Origin of the sequence: Kitasatospora sp. NPDC098663, assembly GCF_044760075.1 — a bacterium.
Taxonomy (GTDB): Bacteria; Actinomycetota; Actinomycetes; order Streptomycetales; family Streptomycetaceae; genus Kitasatospora.
In genome coordinates, this window is sequence record NZ_JBIWAP010000076.1 from 1 (window position 1) to 19,999 (window position 19,999).

15 protein-coding genes are annotated in these 19,999 nt (G+C 68.5%); 10 read left to right on the forward strand and 5 right to left on the reverse strand.

The window, feature by feature from the left end; genetic code table 11:
- Positions 1–789: 789 nt before the first annotated feature.
- The 3 genes from ACIQVZ_RS40005 to ACIQVZ_RS40015 form a co-directional block, all read right to left on the reverse strand.
- Entirely contained in the window at positions 790–4,179 is a 3,390-nt protein-coding gene (locus ACIQVZ_RS40005) for a hypothetical protein (protein WP_402457376.1), read from the reverse strand.
- A 134-nt stretch (positions 4,180–4,313) separates the two neighbouring features.
- Positions 4,314–5,054, reverse strand: a complete 741-nt coding sequence (locus ACIQVZ_RS40010; RefSeq protein ID WP_402457379.1) for a hypothetical protein — start codon at positions 5,052–5,054, stop codon at positions 4,314–4,316.
- 790 nt (positions 5,055–5,844) lie between these two features.
- Positions 5,845–6,441 carry a hypothetical protein gene (locus tag ACIQVZ_RS40015; protein ID WP_402457381.1) on the reverse strand — a complete coding sequence of 199 codons (597 nt, stop codon included), beginning with the start codon at positions 6,439–6,441 and terminating at the stop codon, positions 5,845–5,847.
- Positions 6,442–7,474: 1,033 nt separating this feature from the next.
- Here ACIQVZ_RS40015 and ACIQVZ_RS40020 point away from each other — a divergent pair.
- The 6 genes from ACIQVZ_RS40020 (at position 7,475) to ACIQVZ_RS40045 (ending at position 13,420) form a co-directional block, all read left to right on the forward strand.
- Positions 7,475–8,212, forward strand: coding sequence for a tyrosine-type recombinase/integrase (locus tag ACIQVZ_RS40020; RefSeq protein WP_402457384.1), 738 nt, complete (start codon positions 7,475–7,477; stop codon positions 8,210–8,212).
- Between the two features lie 130 nt (positions 8,213–8,342).
- The gene (locus ACIQVZ_RS40025) at positions 8,343–9,404 is read left to right on the forward strand and encodes a tyrosine-type recombinase/integrase (protein ID WP_402457387.1); all 1,062 of its coding nucleotides are present in this window, start codon (positions 8,343–8,345) and stop codon (positions 9,402–9,404) included.
- Positions 9,404–9,745, forward strand: a complete 342-nt coding sequence (locus ACIQVZ_RS40030; protein ID WP_402457417.1) for a helix-turn-helix domain-containing protein — start codon at positions 9,404–9,406, stop codon at positions 9,743–9,745. Before ACIQVZ_RS40025 ends, ACIQVZ_RS40030 begins: the two co-directional genes overlap by 1 nt.
- On the forward strand, positions 9,742–12,165 hold the full coding sequence (locus ACIQVZ_RS40035; RefSeq protein WP_402457390.1) for a site-specific integrase: 2,424 nt from the start codon (positions 9,742–9,744) through the stop codon (positions 12,163–12,165). Before ACIQVZ_RS40030 ends, ACIQVZ_RS40035 begins: the two co-directional genes overlap by 4 nt.
- Positions 12,162–12,815, forward strand: a complete 654-nt coding sequence (locus ACIQVZ_RS40040) for a hypothetical protein (RefSeq protein WP_402457393.1) — start codon at positions 12,162–12,164, stop codon at positions 12,813–12,815. The genes ACIQVZ_RS40035 and ACIQVZ_RS40040 overlap by 4 nt, the downstream gene beginning before the upstream one ends.
- A 50-nt stretch (positions 12,816–12,865) precedes the next feature.
- The gene (locus ACIQVZ_RS40045) at positions 12,866–13,420 is read left to right on the forward strand and encodes an HAD domain-containing protein (RefSeq protein WP_402457396.1); all 555 of its coding nucleotides are present in this window, start codon (positions 12,866–12,868) and stop codon (positions 13,418–13,420) included.
- 550 nt (positions 13,421–13,970) lie between these two features.
- Here ACIQVZ_RS40045 and ACIQVZ_RS40050 read toward each other — a convergent pair.
- Complete coding sequence (locus tag ACIQVZ_RS40050; RefSeq protein ID WP_402457399.1) at positions 13,971–14,570, reverse strand: hypothetical protein; 600 nt, start codon at positions 14,568–14,570, stop codon at positions 13,971–13,973.
- A 521-nt stretch (positions 14,571–15,091) separates the two neighbouring features.
- Between ACIQVZ_RS40050 and ACIQVZ_RS40055 the strand changes: the two genes are divergently transcribed.
- The 4 genes from ACIQVZ_RS40055 (at position 15,092) to ACIQVZ_RS40070 (ending at position 18,478) form a co-directional block, all read left to right on the forward strand.
- Positions 15,092–15,949, forward strand: a complete 858-nt coding sequence (locus ACIQVZ_RS40055; RefSeq protein WP_402457402.1) for a DUF6262 family protein — start codon at positions 15,092–15,094, stop codon at positions 15,947–15,949.
- A gap of 151 nt (positions 15,950–16,100) precedes the next feature.
- Positions 16,101–16,778, forward strand: a complete 678-nt coding sequence (locus ACIQVZ_RS40060; RefSeq protein WP_402457405.1) for a GNAT family N-acetyltransferase — start codon at positions 16,101–16,103, stop codon at positions 16,776–16,778.
- Between the two features lie 201 nt (positions 16,779–16,979).
- Positions 16,980–17,615 (forward strand): hypothetical protein, encoded by a 636-nt coding sequence (locus tag ACIQVZ_RS40065; RefSeq protein WP_402457408.1) that lies wholly within the window; start codon positions 16,980–16,982, stop codon positions 17,613–17,615.
- A complete protein-coding gene (locus ACIQVZ_RS40070) occupies positions 17,615–18,478 on the forward strand; it encodes a TniQ family protein (RefSeq protein ID WP_402457411.1) in 864 nt (287 codons plus the stop codon). The genes ACIQVZ_RS40065 and ACIQVZ_RS40070 overlap by 1 nt, the downstream gene beginning before the upstream one ends.
- A gap of 693 nt (positions 18,479–19,171) precedes the next feature.
- Here the strand turns inward: ACIQVZ_RS40070 and ACIQVZ_RS40075 are convergent.
- Complete coding sequence (locus ACIQVZ_RS40075; protein WP_402457414.1) at positions 19,172–19,651, reverse strand: hypothetical protein; 480 nt, start codon at positions 19,649–19,651, stop codon at positions 19,172–19,174.
- Positions 19,652–19,999 lie beyond the last annotated feature (348 nt).

The window sequence follows — 19,999 nt, forward strand, 5'->3', positions numbered from 1 at the left end:
TCGCCAGCCCAGTCTCCCTGCACCCGCAACAGTCTGGCCCCACGCGAAAGCACGTGGGGCCAGAACCTGAAAGATCTTCAGCGATCTCCTAGACGAGTAGATCCCAAGTACGGGATCACGTCTGGCAGTCGGCTGGCATCATGGGAGTCTGATCTTGAAGGAGTGCTGACCGCGTGAGACTCGTCTGTGACCCGGTGCGCGGCGAAGTTGATCTCACGGCGTCGGCAGAGGAGTTGAGCCGATTGGCAGGCGCGGTTGCCACGGGCGAGGCTAGCCACGTGCGTGTCGCTGGCTGAGGACGTCCTGGGGCCGGTCAAAGGCGCTTGGCGGCGGACCCTCGGCCGTCAGCAGAGTCGTCCCGCATGCCCCGTGTGATGGAGCACCGTAGTTCGCGAGTGATCATTTAGAACCTGCTGGTCAGCGGCGCAGCGGTGCACCGTAGTTTGCGAGGGCGGAGCACCCTATCTTGCGAGCCGGGCAGCACCGGCCCGGGCGGCCACCTCCATAACCCCAGGTCAACGTCCTGTGGGTGTCGATCGCACCTGGCTCGCAACCTGCGGTGCTCCACTCGCAGATGTCCCGTGGCAAATGAGCTTGACCGATTGTCAGATGATCTTGACGGGGCTGCCAGGGCGGCGATGGGTAGCCAGGGTTTTCACCGGTAGCCGGCCGTCTGGGATGTGCCAACGAAAGATCGCCCTGGCTGCTCCGTGGATGGGGCCGGAAACCGGCGCCAGGGTGATGTGGCAGGGGATGGGTAGCTGATCGCCGTCCATGTGAGACTCGTCGTTAGTAGCCGCAGGTGGAGTGGTAAGGGAGCATGGGCAAGTACTGCTGCCACTGTGGGCGGGTGGGGGTGTCGGTGTTCGCGCAGATCTGTCGGATGCTCTCGTCCACTCCCAGCGGCCACAGTCGAACCGTGTTGTCCGATCCGCCCGTGGCGAGGGTCTGACTGTTTGGGATGTAGGCAAGTGATTCGAGTTCGCTAGTGCTGATGGCGAGGGGGTGGCCGATCGACGCAGGGTGGGCCGGGTCCGTGACGTTCCAGAGGCGGACACCGTCTCCGCTGGTGGTGAGAGTATGCCCGTCGGGACTGAAGGCCACCTCGGTCACCCGGCTGGTGTATCCGCTGAGCGGTGGCCCGAGTAGCACGGGGTGGTTGTGGTAGGAGATGTTCCACAACTTGACGTCGCCGTCGCCTGGGGCACCGGCAACGCCGGCGTCGGTGATCGTGACTAGGGTGTGACCGTCAGGGCTGAGCGCCATCGAGCCGGCGCCGCCGGGGATGGATGGCCCGGAGCGGGTCGGATGGTCCGGATCGGTCACATCCCACAGCTGCACCGTGCCAGAAGAGTAGCGGCCGGCGATGACGAGCGTGCGTCCGTCCGAGCTGAACACGACGTGCATGAACATGTTGGTGGCACCGTCACTGGTGATCGGCTGGCCACGCAGTCGTGGACGGGCGGGGTCCGACATGTCCCACAGCCTCACGCTGTTGTCGCCACCAACGACGCCGGTGCCGCTGGAGGTGGCGAGGGTGCGGCCATCGGGGCTGAAGGCCGCCGAGTTGACTTCGTTCCCAACACTTGCGGGGAAGTTGATCTGGGCGAGGACCGTGGGCTTGGTCGGTTCGGTGAGATCCCAGAGGATCACGCGATAGTCGCCGTTGGTGACGGTGGCGAGGGTGCGACTGTCGGGGCTGAACGCCAGGGACAAAACGTTGTAGCCGAAGCCCGTGAGCATGCTGAGGGGGGTGGGGCGAGTGGGGTTCGAGATGTTCCATAGCCGCACGGTCTTGTCGCCTGATGCAGAGGCGAGGATGTGGCCGTTGGGAGATGGCACGGTCGGGGAGACGGCTTTGGTGTGGCCGGTCAGCAGTGTGGTGGGCAAGTGCCACAGGTGTACCGTTCGGTCACCGCTGGTTGTAGCGATTGTGCGACCGTCGCGGGCGAACGACATAGCGACTATGTCGGGGCTGGCCAGCGGCGAGGCGATGGACGTCGGCCTGGCAGGGTCAGCGATGTTCCACAGTTGCAATGTCCGCTCTGCGCCGGGGGTGACAAGTGTGCGGCCGTCCGCGCTCAGCGCCATCGCGTTGAGGCCGCCAAGGGAACTTGTCACGGGACCACCCAACGCGACCACGTGCGTGGAATCAGTCGCATTCAGCAGTTGGACGGCGCCCTTGGACTCGACGGCGAGGGTGCGGCTGTCCGGAGTGAATATCGCGATGCCGAGAGCGGTCCAGAAGTTGCCGAGAAGGACGGGATGAGCCGGGTCCGTGACGTTCCACATCCGTGCCCCATCGTCCACGGAGGATGTGACGAGGGACCGGCTGTCCGGGCTGAACGTGACGACGTTGACCGCGGAGGCGTGCTTGAGGGGCTGGCCCAGCTGGGTTGGGTGGGCGGGATCCCTGACGTCCCACAGTTGCTCGTCCCAGTAGTGGTCAGTGCCGGTGGCTAGCGTGTGCCCATCGGGGCTGAATGCCAGTGGGCTGCCGCCTGTGGTGTGGGGGAGGGGTGTGCCGAGGGCACGGGGACGGGTTGGGTCCGTCACGTTCCATAGTTGTACGCCGGTGTTGCCGGGGAGTGGGCCGGCAGATATGGCGAGGGTAGCGCCATCGGGGCTGAACACCATCCAGGCGGTGCCGGGGACCCGGAGGGGCTCGCCGAGCAGGACGGGATGTGCGGGGTTCGCCATGTCCCAGAACCGCACTGTGCCTGTGTCTTTGTCATTGTCGCGGCCGGCTGTGGCGAGGATGCGGCCGTCAGGGCTGAATGCCACCTGGTAGACATTGGAAAAAGAAGTGCTCAGGTCGGTGGACAGAGGCTTGTTCGCGTCTTCGACCAGACGCGTGTAGCGGTCTGCGGTGGGATTCAGCCGATATGCCTCGATGTCGGCTCTGGCCCCGAGTGAAGGGTCGGTGGCGCGTAGCTGGTCCGCTCGTGCGGTGACCTGGCTGATCAGCGCGGTCTGCTGCTGGGCCTGGGCGAGGTCGCGCTGATGGAAGGCGAATGCCCCCGTCGTCACGGCGGCGAGGACGAGCGCTGTGACAGCGATGCGGCCGGTGCGGAACTGCCGGGCGTACCGGTCGGCCTCGCGCAGGGTGGCAGCGAACCTCACGTCACCGGGACGGGGAGCAGTTGCGGAGACTTCGAGCCGGTTCGGCTCGGGTGCCACCAGTCGGAAGCCTTTGCGGCGCGCGGCAAGCAGCTTCGCGTCCAGGCCCGCGACCCTGAGTAGGCGGCCGTCCGCGTCGAGGGCGCCGGTCACCACGGTGCGTGGGCGCAGTCCGTAGAAGACGTCTCGGAGCCAGCCCGCACCGGGCCGGTTCCGCAGCAGGGCGCGAAGCCCGAGCGCGAAGGCAACGCCGAGGGAAGGCCCCTCGATCCGTTCCGGGGCCGAGGGTTCGTCGGACAGGACGATCCGCCACACCACGCAGCGGCCTTCGGCCTGCGCACCGGCCAGATGCCAGGCTGTGCCCAGCGCGGAGGCAAACTGGGCGTTCGGGCTGCGCACCCCGTCCATCGTCCGCGGCTCTGGATACAGCCCTGGCGGTCCCGGGGGGAACTCGCGCAGTTCCAGAATGCCGGTGGCGCCCTCGGCGGCCGGGGTTTCTTCGCTCTGTCCGGGTGAGCGGCCGAAGACCACGGGAACCCGCACGACAGGGCGCCTGCGCGGTGCAATGCCCGCCATCATGAGCGCGGCGATCACCAGAAGTCCCTCGGCAGCCAACGACGGCCCGCCCGGAGCCGCGGCATGGCGCAGCTGCTGGCTTCGTTGCAGGAGCGCGTCGATTCCGCCGGCGAGACGGGGCGATAGTTCGGCGAGTCCCTTGCCGGACGGCTGCGCGGGACCGGGAGCGGCTTCGGAGCACAGCAGTCCGCTGCCTTCCCACGCTTCGAGCAGTTGCAGGAGTGCGCCGTCGTGCTCCTCGGCACCGCCCTTCGGTGCGACAAGCGCCCTGGCCAGGAGGAGGGGGTGCTCGGCTCGCACCACCGCGGCGTGTTCTTGGTCCGATGCGGTCGCCCCGAGCCAGGCGCGCAGTTCCTCGCAGCCTCGACCGGCGAGCCACGCCGGATCGTCACGAACCGCCTCGCTGCAGCAGCTCCACCACAGCGCCGACTCGCCCAACAGTTCCCGGACGGCGGCTTGCGGGCCGGATGCCCGATCCAGCACGGTCTCGACCGTTGTCCGAGCCGTGGGGCCGACACGGGTCGTCGGCCGGCGCCAGCCGGTTCGGCGCTTCGCCACTGCATCTGAGGGGGCTGTATCCCGGGTACTCGTGCGATGCCCGGGTCCCGCTGGTCCGGTCATCGCAGCTCCTGGTCGATGACGCGACGAAGGCCGGGGTCCGAAATCAGCGCCCGCACCTCGCGCCAGGCATCACGGGTCGCATCATTGAGCGAGGCGCCGACCGACAGCGCGACCGTCGCGGCGTCCCACGTACTGTCTGAACCCACTGGAGCCGGCACGGAGGCCGTCCAACCATCCCCGGTGAAGCCTGGGAGCCGGACGTATGAGGCGGCAGGACCAAATCGCCCCCGCGCCACGGGCACGAGCAGCACCCGCTCAGGACCGACCAGGTTCGAGTACCTGACCGCCGTCATCAGTGGCGCGGTGCCCTCGATGCCGCGCACGACGAGTTCCAGGCTGTACTCGGGAACTGATTCCCCGTGGCTACGCACGAGGAACCGAGCGGTGCCATCGGGGGACGATGCCTCCAGCAGCACGGCGTCGCCTCCCGCGGCGGCCAAGCCGGCGGCTTGCGGAAGCTGTGCGAGAGGAAACCAACCGGGAGCAAGCGGTTGGGGGCGTGACCGATCGCGCGGAGCCGCGGCGATCGGATGCCAGTTCCCGGCCGAATCCTCCGGGAGAACAGGCTCGGGGGTGAGCGGCCCGGAGGGCAGGTCCGCGCCGATGAACGATGCCCAGAGCCGCTGCCGCAGTGTGTACCCTTCACGGGCGCGAGCCCCTGTCGGGGGGCGGTGGGCGACCGTGCTGCCGGTGAACGAGCGCCAGGAGCGCCAGGCGACCGAGCCGATGGCCATCACGACGCCTCCCTGGGGACGGGAGGCGTTCCCCCGTGATCTGCTGGGGGCGGAGGCGTGTGCGGCAGTGTGACGCCGGGCGCGCGGAGAGCCTCGGTCGGAGTGGTCGCGCGGCCGATCTGGGCTAGTAGCGCCGGGGCGGAGGCTCCGACGGTCACCGCCGCGTATATACCGGTGACCTCGGTGTGCAGCAGCCACCCGGCCGCACCTCCCAGCACCACGCGCACGAGTGCGGCGAGCGAGTCCGCGAGGGGATCGACGAACCTGCCGAGTGGTGGAAGCGGGTCCTCTGTAGTCCGTGCCGCATGTCGTGCCTCTTGCCAGCTGCGTAAACGTCCGGAGGTGACGACTGCTTCGGCGATCAGTCCACCGCCTGCCCCGGCTGCCACAGCCTCGATCCACGTCAGCATCAATCCGCCCCCAGCCGACCTCATTCGCAGGTGCCTGACGGGAGTTATCGTATGCCCTCGGCACGCTCACGCCGAGGGCCCAACTGACGGCGTGCGCCCCGCCGTTGTCGCGCGTAGTACCTACCCGGTGTCGCTCGCGGGCCCGGAGCGGGCCGACGGGCGCTGATTCCAAGGCCGCCCGGGGAAGCCGCCAAGAAGCTGGCCAATGCCGTTCCAGGCCTGTCCGAGCGGTAACCGGCAGCGCTCGCCAGCATCAACGACGTCCAGCCCGAACGCCGACAGTGCCGGGTTGTCGCACGCCAGCGAGGTCATTTGTCGTAGGACACTGCCCGGATTGTCCCGTGACAGATGATCTTGACCGATGGGCGGGAGCGGGACCGCAATCAGCGGCGGGTGGTGGGCCGGCCTGCTCGGGAGAGGAAGGTGTTGATGCTGGCGTAGGTGAGCGGTGTGTCGTGGTCGTCGATCATCCTGTCCCAGATCTCCGAGGTTGAGAGGCCGTCGCTGGCCATGCCTCTGATGAGGCGGCGGGTGGCTTCGCTGCGGGGAACGCTGCGGGAGAGTCGGCGCGGTTCCTGCTGCTGGACGGCTTGGAGGAGGGCCTTGGGGTGGAGGCCGTGGCGTTGGGCGGCCAACCGCAGGGGGGCTCCTTCGCGCAGGTTGACGGTCGCGAGCAGGAGGCTGACTCCGCGTCGGAAGTCCGCGACATCGGTAGTAGCGGACTGCTCGGCCGGCGGTTGGGTGTAGGTCTTGCCGGGCGCGTCGACGAGCGCGCGCCGCAGGCCGGCGGCGGGGCGGCCGGCGAGCTGGGCGAGGAGGGTGATGTTGGGCTTGCCGTGGCGGGACTTCGGGCTGGTCAGGCTGTTGAGGTAGCTGGGCTTGAGGTGGTTGGCCCGTGCGAGGCGGTGCAGATAGTGGTCGGTCTCCTCGCCGAGGTAGGGACGGACCCGGATCGGCAGCTGACCCTGGAACTTTGCCATCACCACCAGTTCAGCTGGTATCACCACCGCGACCGGCACGGCGACGCCGCCGACTTCGACACCTGGTTGGCCAAGCAGCTGCCCAGGCCCGGATACGGACGCTGCAAAGCCGTGGTCTGCCCTGACCTGGCGGAATCGCCCCTGGGGCTCTGCTATCGGCACCACCGGCGCTATCGCAGGGAGGGAGGGCCGGGCGGCGCCGTGCTGCCCACGCAGTGGGGCAACCGCTACGAGCGGGTCGGTTTGCCGGTGCCGGTCATCTATGACAGCGAGTCGGACTTCCGGTGGTGGTGCTCGAAGACAGCGCCGGTATCTCGGCCAGGGCAGGTCAACCTCCGCGGCCTGCACCCGCTCCTGCGGGCCGAGATCCAGTGGGGGCTGTCCGTCCATGCCCGTGGATCGGGCAGGCGCTGGGAACTCACTCATATCCAGGGCCTGGCGGACTACTGCCGCGAACACGGGCTTCATTCGCTCACCGACCTGGCCGCCGACGGCCTGGACGCGGAGAAGGAGAAGGGTCTGGTGAGCGCGGCCGGCCGGGACACCGCCTATCTCGCCCGGACCCTCGTCGACCTGCTCACCCCGCTCTATGTGACGCCGGATCAGACCCGCGAGCAGGGTTACCTGAACACCGAGCACTTCGGGCGGCTGCTGAACAACCGGTCGCCGCGCATGGACCTGACCTCGATATCCCAGCGATGGCTCCGTGACCTGGCCTGGGATCACTTCGCCACGATTCTGCGCTCGCCGAGCTGTCCGCGCTCAGGTCATACCTTCGACGGCACTCGGCGGGCCTGCATCGAGCTCAGCGCCTTCCTGGAGGTCCGGGCCCCGGGCGGCGGGCACGACCCAAAACTCCTTCGGTCGGAGAACGTCCACGACTTCGCCGCCGACCAACGGCTGCGGGAACTGGACGGGCTGCCGTCCCTGGGAATGAAGGGTCTACACGGGAAGCCGTCCATCGTGACCGCCTACACCCGCCAGATGGTCTTCTCCCGCACCCGGCGGATTCTCCTGGAAGCCCTGGAATCCGGTGAAGCCGAACGGCTCGGCCTGGACCGGGGTTTCGTCACCGCCATGCCCTCTCCGGGAAGGATCACCACCCGGACGCGAAGGCCCCTTCTCCGACGAAGTCGCCCAGGCCCTCGCCGCGGAGGCGAACCTGAAGACACTCGCCACCTGCCACGACCCGGCCGACCGCGGGCTCCGCGACGCCTGGGAGACCATCGTTGTCACCGGACGGCGCTGCAGCGAGGTGATCAAACTGCGTCTGGACTGCCTGGGCCGCTACGGCGGTCTCCCAATGCTCTGGCACGACCAGACGAAGGTCGGCAACTACGACGCCGCGATCCGTATCCCCGAACAGCTCCACCAGCGGCTGGAAGCCCGGCAGCGCAAGACCCTGGCGTTGTTCGCCGCTCGCCACAACCGCCCACCGACCCCGGAGGAGCGCGTTCATCTCCCGCTTTTCCCCAGCAACCAGCGAAACAGCGACAGCCGCCGACCCCTGTCCTACCAGTGGTTCCACCGGGGCTTCAAGGCATGGATCAACGACCTCGACATCGGCGGGTGGGTTCCCCATCAAGCCCGGCACTCTCTGGCCACCAGCCTGCTGCGAGCCGGAGCGAGCCTGACCCACATCCGCCGCTACCTCGGCCAGGTCTCCGAACGCATGGCCGAGCACTACGTCAACCCTCGGGAATTGCATCAGACGGGCGAGAAGTCGCAGGTCGCCAGCTCACGGCGACGCCCTGATGCTCTCGAAGGCTAATACGAACTAGCCGTCTGATCAGGCGGTTTGCCACGCTCATCCCATCTGATGCAAGATCTGCCCTCTAGAAGGGATGGTCTGCGTTGCCTAACAGCGAACGACGGCCCTGGCCGGAGCGGCTCAACTGGAGATGGTCTCCGGGGTGATCCAGCTGCGTCCGGAGGACGCGATGCTGCGCGGATGGCGGGCCCAGCAGATGTCCCGGGGGCTGAGGGAGGACACGATCGTCGCCCGCGAACGGCTGATCCGGCGCTTCCACGAGTTCACCAACGAGTACCCGTGGCAGTGGCTGCCGGGCCACATGGACGAGTGGTCGGCCACGCTGACGGGTGAGAGGCACCTGGCGCCGTTCACGATCCGCAGCTACCAGGGCGACGTGCGGCAGTTCACCGAGTTCCTGATCGACGGCCGCTACGGCTGGGCGACCGCCTGCGAGGATGCCTTCGGCACCCACCCGGTGGCGATCTGCCACGAGTGGAACACCATCGCCCACCTCAATGACTACGAGGGCGACCCGGAGGCCCGGCCGTTCACCCGCGACGAGCTGCAGCGGTTCCTCGACTACGCCGACGACCAGGTTGACCGCGCGGTGCGGTCCAAGCGCAAGGGGGCCCTGGCCGCCTACCGGGACGCCACCCTCTTCAAGGTCCTCTACGGCTGGGGCCTGCGGCGCACGGAGACCTCGAAGCTGGACGTGGTCGACTTCGGCCGCAATCCGAAGGCGCGTCAGTTCGGCCGGTTCGGAACGCTCAACGTGCGTTACGGCAAGGCGAAGAGAGGACAGCCACCGCGGCGTCGAAACGTGCTGTCGGTCATGGACTGGGCGGTGGACGCCGCCCGGGACTATGTGGAGAACGTCCGCCCGCGTTTCGGCTGCGAGAACCACCCGGCCCTGTGGGTGACTGAACGCGGCGGCCGGGTCAAGCCCTCGGAGATCAACGCCCGGTTCGTGGCCTACCGCGACGCCCTGAAGCTCCCCAAGGCTCTGGTCCCCCATTCCCTCCGTCATTCATATGTCACACATTTGACCGAAAACGGTATAGATAGGCGTTTTATCCAGCAGCAAGTGGGCCATGAGTGCGACAGCTCCACCGCCGTATACACCCACGTCAGCGACGACTTCATGAACACTGCTCTGGGTAACGCACTCAACCCGGCGTTCGACGAGGCGCCGACCGGGAAGGACCGATGATGGCCGCCAAGCTCGACTACCGCTGGCACCTGCGTCACCTGATGGCGGACCGCGGCATGTTCTCCACCACCGACCTCCTGCCGCCACTGGCCCAGCGCGGCATCAACCTGTCCTCCAGCCAGGTCTACCGCCTCGTCGTCGAGCGCCCCGAACGCCTCAGCCTGAAAATCCTGATGGCCCTGCTGGACATCCTGGACTGCACGATGGACGACCTGATCGAACCCGTAGTCGCAGCCGGCGCGGCACAGAGGCCGAGGAAGGCCGCCGCAGGCGGGACAGCTGCTGAGAGCATCGGCGATCTGCGGCCCAAGCGTGCTCGGATCGCCCCGGTGGACCGGTGACCGGCTCCATCGACGAGGCCCTGGTGGACCCGGTCGGCCTGATCGTGCGGCTGGTCGCGACGGTCGAACACGGTTTGGACGCCGCCCGAATCCACGAAGTCGTCGTGGATGTCGCCGGTGGGCGCGCGAAGCGCCGCCGGCTGGCCCGGATCCTCTCGGACTGCCCCCAGGTGCTGACGACCGGTGGCCCGCCGGTCGCGTGGTCGGTCGGACAACTTCTGCGAGGGCTGCGGGCCGCCGGCGCAACGTCGATAGCCGCCCCACGGTGCGGTGAATGCGGACGACCGCTGACCTACATGATCAGCCGGCGTGGATACCTGCTCTGCTCGCGATGCCGGGATACGGCCCAGACCTGCGCCGCCTGCGGAGACCAGCGGCGAGTTTCCACCCGTGACCGTCACGGACAGCCTCGCTGCGAGCAGTGTCCCGATGACCAGGGCGACCCGATGGTGCTGCTGGCGGAAGCCGTCACCGTCATCTCCCCGGGCCTGGACCCGGCCGATGTCAGGGCTGCACTGGGCCGGGCGACGGTCCGCCCGGCCGGGCAGCGTCGGCTGGCCTGGGCGATCGTGAACCAGCCCTCGCTGCTGACCGGCGCGGGCAGCGACGCCCCCACCCCGGCGGTCCTGCGCTTCATCGACGAACTCCTCGCGGCGGGCGCCAGCAACATCGCGCGACCGTCGTGCCCGCACTGCGGTCGGACCGTGGCACTGTCGAAGCTGCTGGACGGGCAGCGGATCTGCCGGACCTGCTTCGCACACCACCGGGCGGTGCCCTGCGCCGGTTGCGGCGCGGTGCGTGAACCGGCGACCCGCGACGCGGACGGACGCCCGCTGTGTCCGAACTGCCTCAGCAACGATCCGATCAACCTCGAAGACTGTCGCGGCTGCGGGCGGCGACGTCGCGTCGCGGCCCGCACCGCGGACGGCCCCTGGTGCGATCATTGCCGGCCTCGCACCGCCGCGACCTGCGGGATCTGCGGGATCTGCGGGCGATCGACACTCTGCGAGATCTCCGCCGCGACCGGTGAACCGTGGTGCGACCGGTGCCAGTCGTGGTGGGCCCGCTGCAGCGGCTGCCACACCATCGCCTCGATCCGCGGCGGTACACGCAAGGCGCCGTTGTGCGCGAAGTGCCTCAATCCCGATCCCGGTTTCTGGGAGCGATGCCCGGTCTGCAAAACCACCTGGCAGACGAGCGCGCACCGGCCGTGCCATCGCTGCACTCTCGCGCAACGCGCCGACGAGGTGTTCGCCGGCCCCGACGGGTTCGTTCGCTATGAACTGGCCCCTCTGCACGCCGCGTTGATCGGAATCGACCGGCCGGTCACCGCAGTCGCCTGGCTGTCGCGGCCGGTCGTCACCGGGCTGCTGAAGGAGATCGCGGCCGACCAGCGCGCGGTGACCCATGACGTCCTCGACGAGCTCGCGGCCGGCAAGACCCTCGACCATCTGCGGGCCGTCCTGGTTGCCGGAGGCATGCTGCCTGACCGCGACGAGCGGCTCGTCAAACTCGAGCGCTGGACTGCCCGGATCGTCGCATCCCGTGGCGACCACGACGAACGGGCGATGCTTCACCGCTACGCGGTCTGGCACCACCTCCGACGCCTGCGGCAACGCGTCGGCGCCGGCCGTGCCACCCACCTGCAGATGGCCAAGGTCCGCAGCCACATCACCGCCGCCGTCAACTTCCTGGACTGGCTGGCCAGCAGAAGTCTGACCCTCACCACCTGCACTCAGCCCGACCTGGACCAGTGGAAAGCACGCGAGGACCTCAGCTACCGGGACCAGACCGGCCACTTCATCCGCTGGGCGACCAAGAACCGGCTGGCAAAGGGGCTGACCTTCGGCGCCGAGCGTTGGCAGGGCCCGGTCGGCCCTCACGATTCCGAAGGCCGCTGGGACGACGCCCGCAGACTCCTCCACGACGCAACGCTGACCACCGCCGACCGGGTCGCCGGACTCCTCCTGCTCTTCTATGCCCAACGGCTCAGCACGATCAGCGCCCTCACCGTCGACCAGGTCAGCGAGGCGAACGGCCGGGTTGCGATCCGGCTGGGGACTGCCCCGACGGTCCTGCCCGAACCGCTCGCCGCACTGGTCCTCGACCTGATCGCCACGCGACGCCCCTTCACAGTGATCGGACACACCGACCAGACGCCCTGGCTGTTCCCCGGCCAACGCCCAGGCCAGCACGTCAGCGCCGCTCGTCTCGGCCAACGGCTGATCAACGTGGGGATCCAACCTGGCCAGGCCCGGTCAACGGCCCTGTTCGCCCTCGCCGAGGAAGTCCCGGCCGCGATCCTCGCCCGCATGCTCGGCATCCACATCCAAGTCGCCGTCCAGTGGCAGAAGGCATCCGCTGGCGACTGGGCCGCCTACGCCGCCGACGTCAGCCGCCGTGTCCCGGAGAACCGATGAAGCTACCCATCACCATCCACCAAGCACGGCTCGGCGCCGTGGAGTTCAAAGTCATCCGACCAGCCCAGCCATTGATCCACGCCGTGCTCGCCGACCACGATCGACACCTGGACGCCTATCTCGATCAAGACGCCGCGCGGCGAATCGGCGGTCTATGGACGCTCGCTGCCTCTTCACCGCGCTCACTGGTCCACCTGCCGATGCGAGGCAACCAAGCCCCCTCCCGCGAGCTTCCAGAAGACGGCATGCGTCAGCTTGATCTCGTGCTGCTGCATCACTCGCTCCAGTTCGCGCCTTCACGATGGAAGGAGGTGCGCGGGCGACTCGGCCCGGGTCGTCCGCAGACCGTGACGCTGCCCGATCCGGGACATACAGGCGACGCCGTGATTGACCACGAGGCACGGCACTACCGGGAGAACCGGGACCTGTTCCACCAGCATCTCCACGCCGAGACCCTGTTCATGACCGGCAGCGCGAAGGTGTTCAGGGAAACCGCCCGGCACTTCCTCGACGTCGCCCGAAACGGTCCCGGCTACGTCCCCGTCCATCCCAGCTACCCGTACTTCTGCACAGAACTCCACTCCAACGACGGCATTCTCGGCGACGCGCGCGAGATCCACATCGAGTACTGCGACCAGTGGGACTCATGAACGGCCGCGGCCCCTCGTCCTGTTCTCGAAGGAGCCGCTATCGTGCAGCCGTGACCGGTTTTGCTGCACAGCCTCCACTGCTCTTCCTCGATGTCGACGGTCCGCTCATTCCGTTCGGGGCAGCGCCTCAGGAGTATCCGGACGGGCATCCGACGTATCAGACGGGCCGCGAACTACAGGGGCCCGACTCGAATCCCCTTCTGGCCAGGATCAACCCCGAGCACGGACCCCGGTTGAAGGCGCTACCGTGTGATCTCGTCTGGGCCACGACATGGATGGACGACGCGAACGAGTGCGTCGCGCCGCAGCTGGGCCTGCCGCAGTTGGCGGTGGTGACCTGGCCGGAGCCATCCGACTCCGACGAGCGCGACGAGCGGAACGGGCTGCACTGGAAGACCCGCGCGCTCGTCGACTGGGCAGCAGGGCGAGCGTTCGCCTGGGTCGATGACGAGATCACCGAGACCGATCGGGCCTGGGTCTGCGCACACCACCAAGGACATGCCCTCCTCCATCGCGTCGACCCCCGCCGCGGCCTGACCAACCTGGACTACGACACTCTCAGTGAGTGGTTGCACAAGATTGCCGGGGACGCCCCCGCCGCATAGCGCTGCTTGAAACCGCCCGAGAACAAGGCTGCCCGCGACACGAACACGGGCCGCCCCGCCGCGCATCAGTAGTGTCTGTCCAGAGCATCGACAAGGTTGCGGAGTTCACGCGCCCGCCGTCGGGACATCGTCAACATCACCGCTTCGAGGTGCTCACGAGCCTGCCAAGGGTCTCCGCAACAGGCCCATTCCGTGCAGCCGCCGCTCTCGTACTCCCATAGGCGACGGCTCGGCTGGTGGACGAAGCTTCTCCAGTGCACCATGGCCGACCCGATCGAGCCCGGCCACAAGTACTTCTTCTGACGTTCTATCCGGCGAACCTCAGCGAGAGCTGCCGAGGAGAGACCATGGATGATCGTGGGGTCGTCTTGCATCCTGGGTCCGCGCGGAAGCTCGGTACGGACGCGGCCAGGCCGTCTACGCGGCATCGGCCTTTCTGATAATCGTCCTGCCGGTCATCATCCCACCTGTTGGCGCTTCGCGACCAGACCGGGCCGGCCCCACCGCCCTGACGAGCAGCCGCCGGCACCTCTACGGCTCGCGCCCGCAGCTACCGCTCATGCTCAGGATCGGCAGGCGGCCTGACCTCGATAATCGTGGCCTTGCCCACTGCCGGCCTGCCCTCATACATGGTGATCACATCGCCGAGCTCAAGATGGTGCCACTGCTCGGGGCAGAGAGGAGCCAAGCGGATCGTGGCGCTCTCTCCTGGCGCCAGTCCAGGAGCACCCTCCACCCACAGCCGCGCGATGTTCACGGCCTGCTCGCCGTCGGGTGCGCGGTTGCCGATGTCCCACAGCGGCCTGAGCTGACCTTCCCCGGAGAACGCAGTTTGACGCCCGCCCTCCTCTGCCCTCAGCAGACTCAACCTGGCCCGGATAGCACCGTGCTGCACCTCCCAGGCCCGCCATTCGCACCAGCGAGCGCTCTGCTCCAGCATCATCTGCCGAGCAGCGTCTGCGAGAAGCGACCAGAAGCCCAAGGGAACTGGGTGCTCGTCCCCGATCTCCATCAGAAGATCCAGCACGAGCTCCCACTCCTGGTGGCGCTGGTAGTCGCGCACGTCTTCGAGCGTCACGCCGTTTTCGGCACGGGCACCCTCCGGGAGCAGATCGGCCGCGTGCTGAAGGAGCGTGAAGGCATCATCCATGCCGGGCATTCTCCCCGGCTCTGACCGCGTCCTCACCGACACCCTGACGACATCGATCTCCGCGACACGCTGGGAGTCGGCCTGCATCCACTGCCCCGTCCTCCGACCGGATCCTGAGCAGATGCCTCGCGTCACGAGATCTGCCAGTTCATCAGCACGCCGACAACGCCCAAAAGAACCAGGCATTCGGACAGTTCCGATACCCGACTCCACCATTACACCTGACCAGCGAGGACCTGGAGAACGTCCTCCAGCACGTCTGGGTCACCGGCCCCGGCACCGCCCAACCCGGCGAACTCCTCGCCGGAGACACCACCCCGCTCACCCGCGAGCGGGCCCAGGCCCTCGCCACCGACCTCGCCCGCCGCAGCACCCCCGCCGAGGGCGGGTTCTGCACCTTCCAGCCCGTCGTCGACGGCGGCGCCTGCCCCTGGAACCTCGACTGCCACAACTGCGACAAGTTCGTCCTCTCCGGCGCCGACCTCCTCTACTGGCGGCGCAAGCGCGAACAATGGCGACTTTTGGCCGAGGGCGCCCTGGACGACGCCACCGCCGACTACCTGCACCGCTACTTCGAGCCCACCGCCCGCGCCATCAACGGCCTGGAGAAGGCCCTGGCCGGCCTCGGCCTCCTCGACGACGCCCTCGCCCTGGACCTGCGCAAACCCCAGGACTACTTCCACCGCGTCTGGTCCACGGCCTTCCGCGCCACCGAACTCGCCGACGCAGGCGACGACGAGTACAGCGATACGTGCACAGCCGACGGCGACGACCCCCGAACAGGACGCTGCATGAACACTGCCACCGTTCCCGAGCCCCGCACCGCGGCGGCCCTGGCCGCCCGCCGCCGCAAGACCGCGACCGCCCTTGAGCGCGTCCACCAGGCCATCGCCCGACTCCGGCGCGAGAAGACCCAGGTCACCGTCGCCGCCGTCGCTCGCCGCGCGGACGTCTCCCGCACCTTCCTCTACGACAATCCCGAGGCCAGAGCCGTCATCGCCTCCGCGATGGCCGAGGCCGGAGACCGCCGGACCCAGTTGCTCGCCGACCAGGACGAGGAACGTGAGGCGACCTGGCGCGAACGCGCCCTGAACGCCGAAGACGCCCTCAAGACCGCCCACAGCGAGATCCTCACCCAGCGCAACCGCATCAGTGAACTCCTCGGCCAGATCCGCGACTTGGAAGCCGAATGGACCCAGGAAGCCATCCAGCGGATCACCACCGAGAACACCACCCTCAAGCAACGCGTCCGCCAGCTCACCACCGACAACCGCACCCTCGACGAGCGCCTCAAGGCCGCCCGCTCCAACCTCCGCTTCCAAGACCGCCGCGTCGCCGACCTCGAAGCCCACATCATCGACCCCACTGGCACGAGGTGACCTGACCACAAGACCCTCCCGAGTCGCCACGGCCTCACGCCGTGGCGACTCCTCCCAAGGTGCTCTGGAACACCACCTTGCCTTGGCCAGGACAGTTCTTTCGCTGCGAAAACAAGGTGATCAGAGGCTGGCCGGGCGCGCACAATGGCCCATGCTCATCGACCACTGGCCCCTGCTCGGGCTGCGACTGAACACTCCCCGGCTGGAACTGCGGCTGCCGTCCGGCGAGGAGCTCTCCGAACTGGCTGACCTCGCGGCCCAAGGCGTCCACGAGCCGGACCGCATGCCCTTCTACGTCCCCTGGACCGACCTGCCGCCCACGGAACGGGCGCGCTCCGTGGTTCAGCACCACTGGCTCCGGCTGGGCAATTGGACTCCCGACAACTGGTCGCTGAATCTCGCCGTCTTCGAGGCGGGCCAGATCGTCGGCCTGCAGACGATCGCGGCCCGCAACTACGCCGCCGTGCGCGAGGTCGCCACCGGCTCCTGGCTCGGCCTTCGGCATCATGGACGAGGCATCGGCACTGAGATGCGTGCGGCGGTCCTGCAGCTGGCGTTCGCCGGACTGGAGGCGAACGAGGCGACGTCCGGGGCCTTCGCAGACAACCCATCCTCGCTCCGGGTATCCAGCAAGCTCGGTTACGAGCCCGACGGAATCGAACACCACGTTGTCCGGGGCCGCGTCACCGTCATGCGTCGCCTCCGGATCTCCCGCGCCCAGTGGGAAGCCCACCAGAACACGCCTGTCTCGATCACCGGACTCGGCCCCTGCCTGCCCCTACTCGGGCTGACGGACAAGACTGATGAGCCGTTCGACGCTCTCTCCTGAACAACCGCCACGGAGCCAACCGCACCTTCTACGACCCGGCCACCGATGTCGGCGGCCGGGTCGCCTGATAGACCACTCGAAACACGGCAGCAGCCAGTGCCGAACCATCGTCACGGACATGTAGTCTATGGATCGTCGCAGTTCAGAGCCGGTATCCGAGCTCCTGCGGTCGGTAAACTCGACGACATCACCCGCCTGCGGATGCACCGGCTCGACGACCAGGACGTCCTCGACCTGATCCGGGCGTTCATGAGCATGAACGTCACGCTGATCCTGGTCGGCGTCGACATCCCCGGTTCGGGCCTGCTACGGGAAGCCGCCTGGGACGAAAAGAACCGGCAGTGGGTGATGCCACCCGCCACCCGCGCCCGAAACTTCGGCCTGGAGCCCACCCAGACCGAGCACCGCTTCGACCTGGTCGACCTCGACCGCTTCCACTACACCACCCCGCAGCAGATCCAGGCGTTCACCAACCACCTCGCCGGCATCGAGGACGGCCTGCGCCTCTTCGACTCCCGCCCCGGCATGCTCACTACCGGCACGATGCCCGAATACCTGATGCGCCGCACCGGCGGCGTTGTCGGCCTGCTCGCCCGCCTCATCGAGGACGGCGCCCAGGAAGCCATCGACACAGGCCGTGAACGGATCGACGAGTCCCTGCTCGACGAGATCGTCCTCAGCCTCAACGACCCCACCCGCGATCCGGCCGCCGGCGAGATCCCCGCCATCGACCCTGGCGACCAGCCCGCCCAGCCCCGCCCCAAGAAGAGCCGGCGGCGCCCGCGCAACACCGTCTTCGACGACCCAGGTCCGCGCGCGGCCGGAGCGGGCGCCTGATGCCAGCCGGCGACGACTGGCCCGACGTCCTGCCGCGCAGCCTCGCCCCCCTGCCCGACGAGAGCCTGCCCGGCTTCATCCTCCGCGTCTGCCACCGCCTGGACCTGGTTCCAGGCCGGCTCATGCGCAAAGCCGGACTGGTCGCTCCCGGCGTCACCGCGTCGAACGCGGCATCCGCCCGACACCTGCTGGAACTGGACCCCGGCCCTCTGGAGTCCTTCGCCCGCCTCACCCGCCTGACCACGCAAGAAGCCCAGGCGCTGACCCTGAGCCAGTTCACCGGCCGCCACCCGGCCGTCAGCGAGGCGCTCACCCGCCCCGGTGCGGCCCGGCGCCCCACCGCGACCGCCCCGCGCTGGCTCCTACTGGGCTCAAGCCGCTACTGCCCGCCCTGCCTGGCCGGCGACGGCAGCGACGTCCAGGCAGCTCACGGCGGACCCTGGAAGCTCCACTGGCGGCTCGCGACGGTGTTCTCCTGCCTCCAGCACCGCGTCTTCCTCGAACACCTCTGCCCCATCTGCCGCGAGCCGGCCTTCGGCTCGGGCCGCTGGTTCACCAGGCACTGCCTGCTACCCGGCCAGGGAACACCGGGCATGCACCCGGCCCAATGCCGGGCCGGCCGGGGAACCGGCAGACGCCCCAGTCCCTGCGGCCACCGCCTGGACACCACCGCGACCCGTCCGGTCACCGACGAACTCGCCATCCTGCAGGGCAGGATCCTCGACTTCATCACCCCGAAGTCCGGACCGGCTCAACCCGACGCGATCGGCGACCTGCACGTCATGGCGGCGATCGTCGCCGGAACCTGGCCCCGCGCGGCCGTCCACGCGCCCTTTGACCTGCCGCTGGGCTTCGAGGCATAACTGACTCCCCTGGGCGCTACCGAAGGCGCCGTTCGATGCGACGAACCACCCGCTGACGCCCAGCCGACCTGCGGCCCTTCTCGCCACTGCCGACGCACTCCTGCACCAGCCCCGGACGGTTCTGCGGCAGAACCTCGACCATCTACTGCAGGGCGACCCCCGGGAGAACAGCCACTGGGGCACCACCTGGACACGCCTGCTGGACCGGTGCTCGCCAGCAACCCGCCAGGACCTCCTCCAGGTCACCGACCGCATCCGTCAACCCACCCGGAACCGGCAACCCTCGACGCCACCCCCAAGGGTCGACCGACGTCGACGCCATCACTCCTGGTAACGACCGGCGCCGCGCTGGCCAACTACGACTCCCCGAATTGGCCAACTAGCGATTCCACTTTCGGTCTTCGCCCTGCTCCACCAGCAGCCCTGAGGCCAGATATCGATTCCGGTCACACTTGATGCCCGCCCCGGAGCCCGGCGGGATTCCTTGACGGTCACCCCGCCGTCTGGGCGGACTCCTTGATGGTCGTCTTGGAAGGCGTTCCCGATACCTTGGCGGTCGCCCCGCCACCGGCCCCGGAAACCTTGAGGCCGGGTAAAACGCGCAGGTCAAAGCATTGGTGGCGGTCGATCTGGATACCTTGATGCCCCGTCCGGGCAGAAGACCCGGGCGGGGCATCAAGGTGCGGGCGCAGGTCAGGGCTGTAGCCGCGTCCAGCCGTGCGGGCGCCGGCCGTTGTCGCCGAGGGGGTGCCAGACCGGGGCTGCGGGTCCGTGTTGGACGAGGTCCTCGAGGCAGGCCGCGCCGGCGGGGACGGCGGCCAGCAGCTCGGCGACGGCCGGCTGCTCCTCGGCCGCCAGGCACAGGCCCTCCACCGTCGTGCCGACGTCGGCGGCCGCGGCGCCGGTCAGGACGACCAGCACGCTCGGGAACGCCTTCCACCGCCGCTCCCAGAGCCGGGCGCAGGCCGCCAGCTGTTCCGCGGTGTGCTCGGTGCCCGTGGCGGGGTGGTGGAGTTCGACGAACGCGCGCAACCGCTGGCGTCGGCCGCCAGTGGTCGCGGTGTAGGTGAGCTCTGCGGCGGGCCGGTACGTCTGCCCGTTCGGGCCGGCGGGGTGCTCGGGGGCGGGAACGAGACCGAATCCGTGGACTACGCCCTGAGGCGCAGGCGCCATTACGGTGTGATGATCACCTGGTACCACTCGCTGTCGAGGATGCGGTCGGACTGTACAGCCCGCCCCAGCTCGCCACCTGCGGCCGTGTCGGCGAGCGGACCTGCGCGACCGCAGCCCGTGCAGGTCCGCGAGCAGATGATGCACCGCCCGGTGTCGGCTGTCGGCAACGGGTGACAGCCGTTGCCGACATCGGCCTTGCAGGACGCGTGACCTCCCGCAGGCAGGACAGGACAGGACGCGCGGGCGGCTTCCTCTTTCATTCGGGCCGTGCAGCGGCAGCAGTGCTGCCGGTCGATGAAGCCGACCGGCGCCCCGCACCCGACACAGTCCCGCCATCCCGCCACGGCC